Source organism: Bordetella tumbae, assembly GCF_054780995.1.
In genome coordinates this window covers 585,819-599,339 of the sequence record NZ_BAAGVG010000023.1, presented here as the reverse complement: position 1 = coordinate 599,339, position 13,521 = coordinate 585,819, and the positions used below count along the sequence as shown (strand labels likewise).

11 protein-coding genes are annotated in these 13,521 nt (G+C 59.7%); 6 read left to right on the top strand and 5 right to left on the bottom strand.

From position 1 onward, the window contains the following. Nucleotides 1-459 precede the first annotated feature (459 nt). Entirely contained in the window at nt 460-996 is a 537-nt protein-coding gene (locus ACYVI2_RS25135; RefSeq protein ID WP_415822058.1) for a YaeQ family protein, read from the top strand. A gap of 104 nt (nt 997-1,100) precedes the next feature. On the opposite strand, the gene ACYVI2_RS25130 is transcribed toward ACYVI2_RS25135, so the two are convergent. Beyond that, nucleotides 1,101-1,667, bottom strand: a complete 567-nt coding sequence (locus ACYVI2_RS25130; protein ID WP_415822059.1) for a chorismate--pyruvate lyase family protein — start codon at nt 1,665-1,667, stop codon at nt 1,101-1,103. A 433-nt stretch (nt 1,668-2,100) separates the two neighbouring features. On the opposite strand from ACYVI2_RS25130, the gene ACYVI2_RS25125 reads away from it, so the two are divergent. Beyond that, nucleotides 2,101-2,832 carry a pseudouridine synthase gene (locus ACYVI2_RS25125; RefSeq protein ID WP_415822060.1) on the top strand — a complete coding sequence of 244 codons (732 nt, stop codon included), beginning with the start codon at nt 2,101-2,103 and terminating at the stop codon, nt 2,830-2,832. A 45-nt stretch (nt 2,833-2,877) separates the two neighbouring features. Here ACYVI2_RS25125 and ACYVI2_RS25120 read toward each other — a convergent pair whose 3' ends face one another. Beyond that, nucleotides 2,878-3,807 carry a LysR family transcriptional regulator gene (locus tag ACYVI2_RS25120; protein ID WP_415822061.1) on the bottom strand — a complete coding sequence of 310 codons (930 nt, stop codon included), beginning with the start codon at nt 3,805-3,807 and terminating at the stop codon, nt 2,878-2,880. Between the two features lie 236 nt (nt 3,808-4,043). Here ACYVI2_RS25120 and ACYVI2_RS25115 point away from each other — a divergent pair, with 236 nt between their 5' ends. From ACYVI2_RS25115 to adeC, 3 genes are all read left to right on the top strand, one after another. After that, complete coding sequence (locus tag ACYVI2_RS25115; protein WP_415822081.1) at nt 4,044-5,228, top strand: efflux RND transporter periplasmic adaptor subunit; 1,185 nt, start codon at nt 4,044-4,046, stop codon at nt 5,226-5,228. 9 nt (nt 5,229-5,237) lie between these two features. Then, a complete protein-coding gene (locus ACYVI2_RS25110; RefSeq protein ID WP_415822063.1) occupies nt 5,238-8,441 on the top strand; it encodes an efflux RND transporter permease subunit in 3,204 nt (1,067 codons plus the stop codon). 107 nt (nt 8,442-8,548) lie between these two features. Continuing rightward, a complete protein-coding gene (gene adeC, locus ACYVI2_RS25105) occupies nt 8,549-10,027 on the top strand; it encodes an AdeC/AdeK/OprM family multidrug efflux complex outer membrane factor (RefSeq protein ID WP_415822082.1) in 1,479 nt (492 codons plus the stop codon). 149 nt (nt 10,028-10,176) lie between these two features. Here the strand turns inward: adeC and ACYVI2_RS25100 are convergent, their stop codons facing one another. Beyond that, nucleotides 10,177-10,428, bottom strand: coding sequence for a GlsB/YeaQ/YmgE family stress response membrane protein (locus tag ACYVI2_RS25100; protein WP_415822064.1), 252 nt, complete (start codon nt 10,426-10,428; stop codon nt 10,177-10,179). A gap of 110 nt (nt 10,429-10,538) precedes the next feature. Then, nucleotides 10,539-12,029 (bottom strand): aminotransferase class V-fold PLP-dependent enzyme, encoded by a 1,491-nt coding sequence (locus ACYVI2_RS25095; RefSeq protein WP_415822066.1) that lies wholly within the window; start codon nt 12,027-12,029, stop codon nt 10,539-10,541. A gap of 116 nt (nt 12,030-12,145) precedes the next feature. Here ACYVI2_RS25095 and ACYVI2_RS25090 point away from each other — a divergent pair, with 116 nt between their 5' ends. Then, nucleotides 12,146-12,619: an Lrp/AsnC family transcriptional regulator gene (locus tag ACYVI2_RS25090; RefSeq protein ID WP_415822067.1), complete on the top strand. Its 474-nt coding sequence runs from the start codon at nt 12,146-12,148 to the stop codon at nt 12,617-12,619. A gap of 5 nt (nt 12,620-12,624) precedes the next feature. Here ACYVI2_RS25090 and ACYVI2_RS25085 read toward each other — a convergent pair whose 3' ends face one another. Next, nucleotides 12,625-13,239 carry an SCO family protein gene (locus tag ACYVI2_RS25085; protein WP_415822068.1) on the bottom strand — a complete coding sequence of 205 codons (615 nt, stop codon included), beginning with the start codon at nt 13,237-13,239 and terminating at the stop codon, nt 12,625-12,627. Between the last annotated feature and the right edge of the window lie 282 nt (nt 13,240-13,521).

Genomic DNA, 13,521 nt, shown 5'->3' with positions numbered 1-13,521 from the left:
ACTCTTTAAAAAGTCCTATCCTCGTGTCCAAAATAACTGGACCAGGACAACCAGGGGCCTCGGCCCGCTGCGCGGGCTAAATCGCCGCTCTACGGCCCGGTGAGGCTTTCAGGCCCCCGACACGGACTCACAGTAGTGGCATGCCCCGGCAATGATATGCCCCTGACTGCAGGATCATCCGTAACGTGGAGACAGCGCGAGTCGGAGTTCGCCGTGTAAAAGGGGTGCCGGCCCGTAGAGCCGCGATTCAGCCCGCGAAGCGGGCCGAGGCCCCTGGTCATGGGCCGAGTCGCGGCGATAGGGCCGGCACCCCTTTTACACGGCGGACTCCGGCGCCTAAAGAACCCAAATCACGGCATGACTCCGCTGTATGGCCTAAGCCCGCGTTACGACATGCCCTCACGTCCCGAGTATGATTAGCCCCTTTCCCAAAACCGGCCCCAGCCACTAAATACCTCCATGGCCCTGCGCGCAACGATTTACAAAGCCGACCTGCACATCGCCGACTCTGACCGCCATTACTACGGCAGTCATGGGCTGACGATCGCACGTCATCCCTCGGAAACGGACGAACGCATGATGGTGCGCTTGCTGGCTTTTGCCCTGCATGCGCAAGAAGGCTTGGCGTTCACCAAAGGTTTGAGCGATACCGACGAGCCCGATGTGTGGTTGAAAGACCTGACTGGCGCGATCGCTCTCTGGATCGAAGTCGGCCAACCCGACGAACGCCGTATCTTGAAAGCCTGTGGCCGTGCCGAACAAGTCATTGTCTATTGCTACGGCGGCCATGCCAGCACCGTATGGTGGGACGGCGTGCGTAACAAACTCGAACGCGCCCGCAATCTGCGCGTCATACACTTGCCTACCGGCCAAACACGCGAACTCGGCGAATTGGCCGAACGCACGATGGATGTACATGTCAACATACAAGACGGCGCCGCCTTTGTGTCCGCAGACAAAGGGCAGGTGACTGTCGAGCCCGAAGTCTGGCGCTAGATCATTTTTTCTGTGGCAAGGCGTGGCTTGCCGCGATTCGTACGGGATGCCGATCTGCGCCGGCCTGGTCGACTGGTTGGACCGCCAACCAGTCTGCTGAATCGCTACGTAGCCGAACGTTGTTCCACGATCTGCCAAAAGCCCGGCAAAAAGCATTCGGCAACCAACAGCGGCTGCCCATATCGCCAAAATACCGAACGCCGCGCCCACAGCGCACCGTTGTCTCCCTCGGCCTGCACCCCCCGCGCTGTCGCATAAAACGGTACGGGCGAAGCCAATTTGCGGCAGACAAACGGCGAGCGTTGAATCGTACGGTCGTGATAAAGCATGTCTGCCAACGGCCGCGTGCGTAGCCGCCGTATCCCTTGCCACACGCCATGCGAAGCTGCCAACGGCGTTAGGCTGCGCGCCACCACGCTATCCACACCATCCACGGACATCAGGATTTCCCGTACCCAAACAGGACGTGCCACCTCAAGCCCCATTCCACGGGCCTCATCCAGCGATACGCCTTCGGCATATTCATTCAACACGCGCAAATCCATTTTGCCCAACTGCCGCAACCCGGCCGTCAACGCGCCAGGACGCATCAACCAGAATTTATGAGTAGGAGTCAACGAAGGCGCGACCGCAGGCTGCCAACCAGTGGCAAGAGGAAGAAAGGCTGTCATACCCGTTATTATGCCAAGTCGCCGGCAACAGATGAAATCCGAGACCTCATCGGCCGGACCTTACCGTCCGAGACGAAAGAGCCAGATCGCAAACATTCTCGAGGCATGCCTACACCGTGAGTTTCTGCCGCGTGCCCAGTGCCGCGCCGGCCCGTAGATCGGAGGGCAGCTCCGCGCAGCGGGGCCGAGGCCGCCTGGTGTTGCGGCCGAGCCGTAGTGATAGGGCCGGCGCGGCACTGGGCACGCGGCAGAAACGGTTTAAGAACGCCACGACGTTAACGGAACAAGGGTCTGAATGAATGCGCTCGGGCACGAGAAGCCATATAGCGCTGTCCAGTAATGCCGTCCAAGCATCCCAGTCTCGTTCAGCCTATAAAATACCCCCTTCGCTACACGCCCACACCGTCGGTCGCGTAGCAGACCACCAAGGCATATGGAAAAAGTACGAATCTCAAAACTGATGTCCGAGCGCGGCCTATGCTCGCGGCGTGAGGCCGATAGTTATATCGAGCGCGGTTGGGTCAAGGTCGACGGCGTCGTCGTATCCGAGCTCGGCGCCAAAGCCTATCCCGACCAAGTCATCACACTGGAACGCGCAGCCCAGGCGCAACAGACCTCTCGCGTCACCATCCTGATCAACAAACCCGTCGGCTACGTATCGGGTCAGGCCGAAAAAGGCTATACCCCCGCCGTCGCCCTGATCGATGCCCGTTCGCGTGACGCCAATGACCGCTCGCCGCTGCGATTTTCCCGAACCCATCTGCAGGGCCTCGCTGTCGCAGGCCGGCTGGATATCGATTCCCAGGGCTTGCTCGTGCTGACCCAGGATGGCCGCATCGCCCGTCAACTCATCGGCGAGGACTCCGACGTAGACAAGGAATACCTCGTACGCGTGCAGGGCCGTCTGGACGACCGTGGCCTGGCCCTGTTGAATCACGGCCTGTCGCTGGATGGCAAGCCCCTGCGTCCCGCCCAGGTCCGTTGGCAAAACGACGATCAACTCTGTTTTATCCTGCGCGAGGGCAAAAAACGCCAGATCCGCCGTATGTGCGAACTCGTGGGCCTGCGGGTCTTGGGATTGAAACGCGTGCGTATCGGCCGGGTCCGACTGGGAAATCTGCCGCAAGGGCAGTGGCGATATTTACGGGACGACGAGCGTTTTTAAAGGCCAAACTTGTGACAGCTGTTTCAGCCGATTACTCGTCTTAATTTAAATTAATAAGTCCGCGCTATCCTGCGCTACGAGTTTGCCGTCGCGTAGTCTTTCCATCAGGAACTCGATGAAAATCCGGGTTTTGGCGGGCAGGAGCCGCGTGTCGGTGACAGCATGGACCGGAAACGGCCCGGCTTGCCAGTCTGGCAGGACGCGTTGCAAGCGTTGCTCCTCGACGTCCTGAAATACGCTTTGTGTCGGGCCTAGAATGGCAATGCCCGCGCCCAGTGATGCCAGGCTGCGCACCATGGCCATGCTGTTGACGGAAAAGCGGTTGCTGGGCGTGATCTCGATGCGTTCGTCCCCGCGCGATAGCGGCCATCGTGTCACGCGGCTATTGTCGGCGCGGAACTCTATGCATTCGTGGCGGGTCAAGTCACTCGGGTGTTGCGGAGTGCCGTGGCGCTTCAGGTATTGCGGCGATGCGTAGAGATAGGCCGATAGCCGTCCTAACAGGCGTGCAATCTGGGTGGAATCGGGCAGGGCGCCGATCTCGATGGAAATGTCGCATGTCTGGAATACCCGCCCGGCATGCTCGGGACTGGCCAGATCTAAATAAAAGGTGACTTCAGGATAGCGTTGAGAAAATTCCAGAAAGGCTTCAGCCAGAAAATCAGTGCCAAAATCGGCCGGCATATTGACCCGCAAGGGTCCCGAGGGCGTTTCGACCAGTTTTTGCAGCTCTTCGTGAGCGATCTGGGCTTCTGAAACAATGCGTTGGCAGCGCGCGAAATATAGCTCGCCCGCCTCGGTCAGTTGTACTTTACGTGTGGTGCGGCTGAGCAATTGCAGCCCCAGCGAGCGTTCCAGCTCGGCTACCTGACGGGACAGCGTTGATTTGGGGATCCCCAGATTGTTGGCAGCCCGGCCGAAATTGCAGGTTTTGGCGACTTCGACAAAGAGTTCCATGCCTTGCAGGCGTTTCATGGCGAAGCTCTTAATGATGGTGAATGAAGGATTATTCCATATATGGGATGATGTTTTCGCTTTTTCCTACTTTGTTTCTCAATTGGGATAAAGCAAAATACCGCGTTGCGCAGTGCAACATTGGGGCACTGTGCGGTTCGAATCGTGAATCAGTGAATCAGGGCTGCGAGTACCACGCCGCAAAGGGTGGTGCGGGCACGTTATAGCTCGGAAAGGATGGTATGAACTACAACGGAATGCGGCGTGGCGCCGCTGTTTTGACCCTCGCAGCGACCGCGCTGGCGTTGGCGGCTTGCAGCAAGACTGCAGAAGCTCCGGCGGGAGGCAAGCCCCAAGTCAGCGTCGTGACCTTGGCGACGCGCCCGGTGGTGTTGACGACCGAATTGCCTGGCCGCACCTCGGCCTACAGAGTGGCGGAAGTTCGTCCGCAGGTCAACGGCATCATCAAGAAGCGCTTGTTCACTGAGGGTGGCGAGGTCAAGGCCGACCAGCAGCTCTACCAGATCGACCCTGCTTTGTACCAAGCCAGCCTTGATAGTCAGCAGGCCGCGTTGGCGCGCGCCCAGGCTCAGTTAAAGACCGCCAATCTGCTGGTGCAACGCTATAAGCCGCTGACCGAAACCCGAGCAGTCAGCCGCCAGACCTATGACGATGCCGTTGCGACGCGCGACCAGGCTGCCGCCGACGTGCAGTCGGCCAAGGCCGCATTGGATACGGCGCGGATCAACTTGGTGTACACCAAGGTCCTGTCGCCTATCGAGGGCATCATCGGCCGCTCGTCGGTCACAGAAGGCGCGCTGGTGACGGCGAATCAGACGGCTGCATTGGCATCTGTGCAGCAGATCGATCCGATCTATGTGGATGTGACGCAATCCAGCGTTGAGTTGCTGCGCCTGCGCAATGCGATCGAGAGCGGATTGCTGCAGCGTGACATGAGCAAGGATTCCGCTCGGGTGTCGTTGGTGCTCTCCAACGGCCAAAACTATGCTGTGGAAGGCTCGCTGGAGTTTTCCGAAATCACGGTCGACGAAAGCACCGACTCGGTGACCCTGCGCGCGGTGTTCCCCAATCCCGATCACAAACTGCTGCCTGGCATGTTCGTGCGCGCCCGCATTCTCGAGGGCACTGCGACGCAGGCCTTGTTGGTGCCGCAGCGCGGCGTTACGCGTAATCAGCGCGGTCAACCAACGTCTTTGGTGGTGAACGCCGAAAACAAGGTTGAGCTGCGTGTGTTGAAAACCGATCGTACTGTGGGCGACCAATGGTTGGTCACGGATGGCCTGAAGGCCGGTGACAAGGTCATCGTTGAGGGCTTGCAAAGCGTACAGCCGGGTGTCGAAGTGACTGCCAAAGAATTCGAGGCGAAATCGGCCGCTGCTGCCGCGACGCCGTCAGCAGCCCCCGCCGCCGCGGCCAAGTAAGGAGCCCGCATGGCCAAGTTTTTTATTGATCGGCCAGTCTTCGCCTGGGTCATCGCCATCTGCTTGATGCTGGCGGGGATTCTGTCGATCCTGAAGTTACCGATAGCGCAGTATCCGAATATTGCTCCGCCCGCCATCAGCATCCAGGTGACGTACCCGGGTGCGTCGGCCCAGACGGTGCAGGATAGCGTGGTGCAAGTCATCGAACAGCAGATGAACGGCATCGATAACCTGAGCTACATCACGTCGGAAAGTAACTCTGACGGCAGCATGACCATCACGCTGACGTTCACGCAGGGCACTAACCCCGACACGGCACAGGTGCAGGTGCAGAACAAGCTGGCCGTGGCACAGCCCTTGTTGCCGCAAGAGGTGCAACAGCAAGGGATACGCGTCACCAAGGCGACCAAGAACTTCCTGATTTTTGCCGGCTTCATTTCGACCGATGGCAGCATGGCCAAGGAAGACTTGGCCAACTATGTCGCGGCTAACGTGCAGGATCCGATCAGCCGTACGCAAGGGGTAGGTGACTTTCAGTTGTTCGGCTCGCAATACGCGATGCGGATCTGGCTGGATCCCGCCAAATTGCTGAACTTCAACTTGACGACCAGCGATGTGGTCAACGCGATCTCAGAGCAGAACGTACAGGTATCCTCTGGCTCTCTGGGGGGCTTGCCGTCTGTGCGTGGCCAGCAGCTGAACGCCACTGTCATCGGCCCGACGCGTCTGCAGACGGCCGAAGAGTTCGGCGAGATTTTGCTGAAGGTCAATAGCAACGGCTCGCAGGTGCGCCTGCGTGACGTGGGAACAGTGTCGCTGGGTGCGCAGAGCTATTCCATCGACAGCTACTACAACGGGACGCCTGCGACGGGTCTGGGTATCAAGCTGGCCCCGGGCGCGAACGCGCTCGACACGGTCGAGGCCGTGCGCCACACGATCAATACGCTCAAGCCGTACTTCCCGCCGGGCATGGAGGTAGTGTACCCGTATGACACCTCGCCATTCGTGTCGTTGTCGATCGAGAGTGTGATTCACACGCTGATCGAGGCCGTCATTCTCGTGTTCCTGGTGATGTATCTGTTCCTGCAGAACTTCCGGGCGACGTTGATTCCGACCTTGGCGGTGCCGGTGGTGCTGTTGGGCACATTTGCCGTGTTGGCGATGTTCGGTTATTCCATCAATACGTTGACCATGTTCGGGATGGTGTTGGCCATCGGCTTGCTGGTGGACGATGCAATCGTGGTGGTGGAAAACGTCGAGCGGGTGATGGCCGAGGAGGGCTTGTCGCCCAAGCAGGCGACACGAAAATCGATGGGCCAGATCACAGGCGCGCTGGTAGGTATTGCGCTGGTGTTGTCGGCGGTGTTTGTGCCGATGGCTTTCTTTGGCGGGTCGACGGGCGTGATTTATCGCCAGTTCTCGATCACCATCGTGGCGGCGATGACGCTGTCGGTGTTGGTGGCTATCGTATTTACCCCCGCGTTGTGCGCGACGATGCTTAAACGCATCCCCAAGGGGCACCACGGTACCAAGAAAGGCTTTTTCGGATGGTTCAACCGGATGTTCGATCGCTCGACCACCGGCTATGCGAATTCGGTTGCGCGCGGCTTGAGCCGTACCAAGCGATTGATGCTGATCTATCTGCTGCTCGTGTTGATCATGGGCTGGCTGTTTACGCGTATTCCAACCTCGTTCCTGCCTGAGGAAGACCAGGGGATTCTGTTCGTCCAAGTGCAGGCGCCGACGGGCTCTACCGCGGAACGCACGAGCGAGACGGTGCGTGAAGCCACACGTTATCTGTTGGAAGACGAAAAGGACGTCGTTGCCTCGGTGTTTGCCGTGCACGGCTTCAGCTTTGGCGGCCGCGGCCAGAACTCGGCCATCATGTTCGTCAAACTGCGTGATTGGGCGGAGCGTCCCGACGCCGAGCAAAAGGTGGGCGCGTTGGCACAGCGAGCCAATGCGTTCTTTGCCACGCATTTGCATGATGCTCGCGTGGCCGCGTTTGCACCGCCTGCAGTGATGGAGCTGGGTAACGCGTCGGGCTTTGACTTCCAGTTGATGGATCAGGCCGGCCTGGGGCATGAAAAGCTCGCCGAGGCCCGGGACAAGTTCCTGGCCGAAGCCGCCAAGAGCCCTGTCCTGGTGGGTACGCGTCTGAACGGGATGGTGGATCAGCCGCAGTATCAACTGAACATCGACCGGGAAAAAGCCCGTGCTTTAGGTGTTGCCGTTTCGGACATCAACAGTACGCTGTCTACGGCGTGGGGCAGTTCCTATGTGAACGACTTCCTGGACCGTGGACGTGTGAAACGCGTCTATGTGCAGGGTCAGGCCGACTCGCGCATGTTGCCCGAGGATCTGAAGAAGTGGTACGTGCGCAACTCGAGCGGTGAGATGGTGCCTTTCTCGTCCTTCTCGTCGGCGGAGTGGGTGTTTGGCCCGCCGCGTCTGGATCGTTTCAACGGCGTGGCGTCGTTTAACATTCAGGGGAATCCGGCGCCGGGCTACAGCTCGGGCGAGGCGATGGCGGAAATGGAACGCATCGCGTCGACCATGCCGACCGGTGTGGGCTATCAATGGACAGGCTTGTCGTTCGAAGAACGTCTGTCGGGCTCACAGGCGCCTGCGCTGTATGCGATCTCGCTGTTGGTGGTGTTCCTGTGCCTGGCCGCGCTGTACGAGAGTTGGGCGATTCCGACGTCGGTGATGCTGGCCGTGCCGTTGGGCGTGATTGGCGTGCTGGTTGCGACCTTGTTGCGTGGCTTGTCGAACGACGTGTATTTCCAGGTGGGGCTGTTGACCACGGTGGGCCTGAGTGCCAAGAACGCCATTTTGATTGTGGAGTTCGCCAAGGCGCACTACGAAGAAGGCGCCAGCCTGGTCGAGGCGGCCGTGCATGCGGCGCGCCAACGTCTGCGTCCTATCCTGATGACGTCCATGGCGTTCATCTTGGGCGTCGTGCCGCTGGCCATTTCGAACGGCGCAGGCTCGGGTAGCCAGCACGCCATTGGTACCGGTGTGATTGGCGGTATGTTGGCAGGCACCTTCTTGGCCATTTTCTTTGTGCCGGCTTTCTTTGTCGTGATGTTGCGCGTGTTCAAGATCAAGCGCTTGAGCGAGCGGCATGACGACGATGATGACGAGCCACAGGACGATAACCGCGCGTTGCCGCACTCAGCGTCGACCCAGCCTGGGGAGCAACCGCAATGATGAACGTTAGAATGCAGCGATCTTTTTTGACGCCGAGCCGCCTCAAGGCAAAAAACGCCCCCTCGGGGGGCAGCGAGCTGAAGGCGCGGCGTGGGGGTCTTTTCCTCATGACGACGCTGGTGACTGCCTTGGCTGGTTGCTCGCTGGCGCCGACTTACGAGCGTCCCGAGGCGCCGGTGAGTGCCGCCTATCCGACGGGCGAGGCCTATACGCAAGCGGGCCAGTCCCAAGGGTCTGGGCAAGGTCCCGTGGCCGATATCGGTTGGCGTGATTTCTATTCGGATCCGCTGTTGCAAAACCTGATCTCGATGGCGCTGACGGCCAATCGTGACCTGCGTGTTGCGGCGTTGAATGTCGAGGAGGCCCGCGCGCAATACCGCATTCAGCGAGCCGACTTGCTGCCTGGTGTGGGTGTCGGCGGCGACGGTTCGGTACAGCGCTTGCCTGCGGATCTGAGCAGCACGGGCAGCAGCAATATCACCCGTTCCTATCAGGTCGGCGGCACGGCGTCATGGGAACTGGATCTGTTTGGCCGCATCCGCAGTCTGAGCGACCAGGCACTGGAAACTTATCTGGCCCAGGACGAGACGCGTATTGCGACGCAGCTGTCGTTGATTTCCGAAACCGCGACCGCGTATCTGACGCTGCGCGCGGATCAGGAACTGCTGAGCCTGACGCAGTCGACGCTGACTTCGCAACAGGATTCGTACCAGCTGACAAAACAGAGTTATGACGCGGGTGTGGCAACGGAGTTGGATCTGAGCCAGGCCGAAGTGTCACTGCGTACGGCGCAGCGTGATCTGTCGACGTATACGCGACTGGTGGCGCAGGCTCGCAACGCGCTCGTGTTGTTGGTGGGTCAGCCTTTGCCGGATGACGTGGTGGCGCAGCTGGATCAGGCAAAGATCTTGCCTGACGGCGTTGTGCCCGAGTCGTTGCCGGCCGGATTGCCTTCGGATTTGTTGGCGCGCCGTCCTGATATCCGGGCCGCGGAGCATCAACTAAGGGCCGCTAACGCCTATATCGGTGCCGCACGCGCCGCGTTTTTCCCGACCATCAGTTTGACGGGTAGCGCGGGCACGGCCAGTTCCAGCCTGGGCGGTTTGTTCGACGCGGGGTCGGGGGCGTGGAGTTTTGCGCCGTCGATCACGATGCCGATTTTTGCCGGCGGCTCGCTGTGGGCAGGGTTGGATGTCGCAAAGGTACGCAAGAACATTCAGATCGCAACCTACGAGCAGACTATCCAGACGGCTTTCCGTGAGGTGGCCGACGCCTTGGCGGGGCAGGGAACCTACCGGACGCAGATCGTGGCACAGCAGCAACTGGTGGCGGCATATCAGCGTGCCTATGATTTGTCGCGACAGCGTTTTGACCAAGGCGTGGATGACTATCTGAGTGTCTTGGATTCGCAGCGCTCGCTGTTTGCCGCACAGCAGGTGTTGGTGGAAACGCGTTTGTCCAGGTTGTCTAATCTGATCACGCTGTATCAGGTGCTGGGCGGTGGTTGGACCGAGAAAACGGTGGCTGCGCAGGATGCTGGCGCGGCAGCTGCTGCACAAGGTGGCGCTACGTCAGCGGTTAAATAAGTATCAGCGGTAGAAAAGAAAACGGGCGGCTCTTGATCAAGAGCCGCCCGTTTCTTTTTGCCTTACGCGCATCAAGCAGTGATGCGCAAAAAACGATCGTGAAATGGCGACGCGCAGCATGCGCGCGCCGCTGATCTTTCCCGCGCTGTTCAGCCGCGTTTTTTAGCGATCATGCCGACCACGAACAGGACGATGATGGCGCCAACGACGGAACCAATCCAACCCGCCGGTTCGCCCGGGGCATACCAACCCATCGACTGGCCGAGAAAGCCCGCGACGACAGAACCCACAATCCCGAGAATCGTCGTAAAGATGATTCCCATGGACTGATCTCCAGGCATGATGGCGCGGGCAATCAGACCGACGACAAAGCCAACGATGATCATGATGATAATGCTCATTCGCACACTCCTGTTAGGCGATGGGTAAACGCTCTGATGATACTCACCGCGGGGGATCGCAGTGTAACAACTCGTATTCAGGGTGTTTGTACAACAACACTGATCGGTTGTCACATCTGTGTGGCATTCGCAACGGTGTTCAGGGGTGTGAAAATCGCGCGGCTAGGGTCGAATCCGTACTGGTGTTCGAATTGCGTCGCGTCCGTTGCCAGCGTCAATACCGATGCCAAAATGAAATCGACTTTGGCGTCCGTCAGCAGGACGCTGAGATTCAGTCTGGTGAAGCCAGGTTTTTCGATTTCACGGCCGTCGAGAATGGCTTGCCGCATGCGGGTCGATTCGTCAGCGTCGATGTCGAGCAGATCGTGCACATAGGGTCCGGCGCAGGCGCATCCGCCGCGGGCTTGGATACCGAATCGATCACTCAGCATGCGGGTGATCAGTTGTTGATGGACAAAACCGCCTTGGCCGTTACGTACGCGGAACGAGAAAATGGGTAGACGTTCGGCCGTCAGCGAGCCGAGCAGTTCGATTTGCGGTGCGTCTTGCCATGTGGCCAGCGCGCGTTGCACCAGCGCTGCCTGGCGTTGCTGCAGGAACGGCGCGCCGATGGCCTCTTTGACCAAGACTGCGAGTGCGGCACGGATGTCGCCGATGACGTTGGGTGTGCCGGCTTCTTCGCGAGATTCGAGGCTGTCGCTGTAATCATGATTGAGAGGAGAGACGAATTTGACGGTGCCCCCGCCCGGCCATGTGGGGGTGGTGTTCAGGACGGCGTCGCGCCGTACGATCAGGACGCCCGAGGCGCCAGGGCCGCCGAGGAATTTATGGGGTGAAAAGACGATCGCGTCGATGGGGGCGTCGGTGGCGGGCGACAGTTGTACGGGCAGGTAAGGTGCGCCGCCGGCATAGTCCCACAGCATTTTTGCGCCGGCTTTTTTCACCTGGCGTGTGATGGCGGGGACGTCTGCGACGATGCCGGTCACGTTCGAGGCGGCCGATAGGGCGCAGATGACCAAGGTATCGTCGTCCGTTTTCAGGGCGGCGTCCAGGTCGTTCAGATCGGGGCCGCCCTGGGGGCTTTCGGCGAGCACGATGAGTTCGGCGCCGGATTCACGCCAGGGCAAGATATTGGAGTGATGTTCGTAGGGACCGATGATGACGCGGACTTTTTTGCCAGCCTTGATAGCTGCATCTACTCCGAACAAATGTACGAGTCGATTGATCCCCGCTGTTGCGCCCGAGCCGGCGAAGATCACGGCATGCTCGGCCGTAGCGCCGCAACATTGCGCGATGGCAGCGCGTGCTTCGCGGCGCAGGCGGGTGATGAACCCGCCGCAATATGAGGCTTCGGTATGCGAGTTGGCGTAATAGGGCAGGACTTTTTCCAGCACGAAGCGCTCGACTTGCATGAGCGCCCGGCCCGAGGCGACATAGTCGGCGTAGATCAGCGGTTTGGGGCCATACGGGCCTTGGACGACTGCGTCCTGACCGATGAGTCCGTCAGCGAGGGAGGCGATGATGTCGCCTGTGTCGAGGTCTGCTTGAAACTGCTGCAACAAGCCCAGCGTGGCGGGCGTTGCGACTGTGTGGGTATCCATCTATGCCGTCTTTGTGGTCATGCCGAAGTGTCCAAATATCATACGATGGAAGGAAATTTGAAACATCACCTAAATTTTCCGGAAAATCGTGGAATTTGGGTCGTATGATCTGATTTATGGAAAAAATAGATAAATTTGATATGGCTATTGTCTCTTGCTTGCAAAGAGACGGCGCGCTGTCGCAGCGGGAGCTGGCGGATCGTGTCGGTTTGTCGCAAAACGCCTGCTGGCGTCGGCTGCAGCGTTTGAATAGCTGCGGGATCATTCGCGGCACGCGCGCCGAGGTGAATGTGGTCGAATTGGGCTTCGACCTGACGGTGTTCGTGATGATACGGACGAGCCGCCATTCCAAGGATTGGGCGGATGCGTTTCGTCAGCACGTGGATCAGTTGCCCGAGGTGACTGAGTTTTATCGCATTGGGGGCGATTGGGATTATTTGATCAAGGTGGTCTGCCGGGGGATGGCGGGGTACGACCGGTTTTACCAGCGGCTGATTACGGGGTTCGAGTTGGCGACGGTGACGGGGTTTTTCAGCATGGAGGCCATCATCGATAACCGGCCGCTGGATTTGCGCTCAATGGAGGGCTGATCGCCTTAGCGGGTCAGCTCGACTAACTGGCGCATGTCCTTGACGATGTCTGCGGTGCTTTCGGTGTCTGAGGCCAGCAGGCGGGCTTTGCCGGTGTTGTCGAAAATATAGACGCCGCGGCTGTGTCTGACGTCGTAGATTTCGGCGGAGTCGCCCGGGCGTGGTTTTTCGATTTGATAGGCGACGCGATAACGGCGGGCGAGATCGGCGATCTGTTTTTCGGTGCCGGTGACGCCGATGGCCTGTTTGTTGAAGGCATCGACGTAGGCCTGGAGTTTGTCGGGGGTGTCGCGGTGGGGGTCGACGCTGACGAATAGGATGCGTACGTTTTGGGCGTCGTCGCCGAGTTGTTCGAGGACGGCGGTGAGTTGCGCCATGGTGGTGGGACAGATGTCGGGGCAACTGGCGTAGCCGAAAAACAGCATGACGGTTTTGCCTTTCAGGTCGTCGCTGGAGACGGTTTTTCCGCCTGCGCCGGGCAATTGGAATTGCAGGTCTGGCAGGTGGCCTTTGACGTCGTAGAGGGTCCAGTTGACGGCTCGATCTCCGCAGGCGGCGAGCAGGGTGCAGGTGGCTAGCAGCAGGGCGCGCCAGAGGTGGCGGGTGAGGATGGCAGGCATGTGGTGTCAGTTAACGCTGAACGCGGATGGCCTGATTCTAGCTGAGGGCGTTGTTGGTTGCGGGGCGTAGGGGTTCTTGAGCCGTTTGTCGCGGCCGGGCAGGCGTGAGGGCGGGGCCTGGTCGGCTGACTCGCTCCCTGAACGGGAGCTCGGCCTTCGTCCGCGGACAATCGGCGGGCCGGGGGCCAAACTCGCTCCGCTGCGCTCCACTCAAACATGGCCCCCGGACTGCCCCCGCCGATTGTCCACGGACTCGGCAGCCTCCAACAGGCTCCGCCCTCA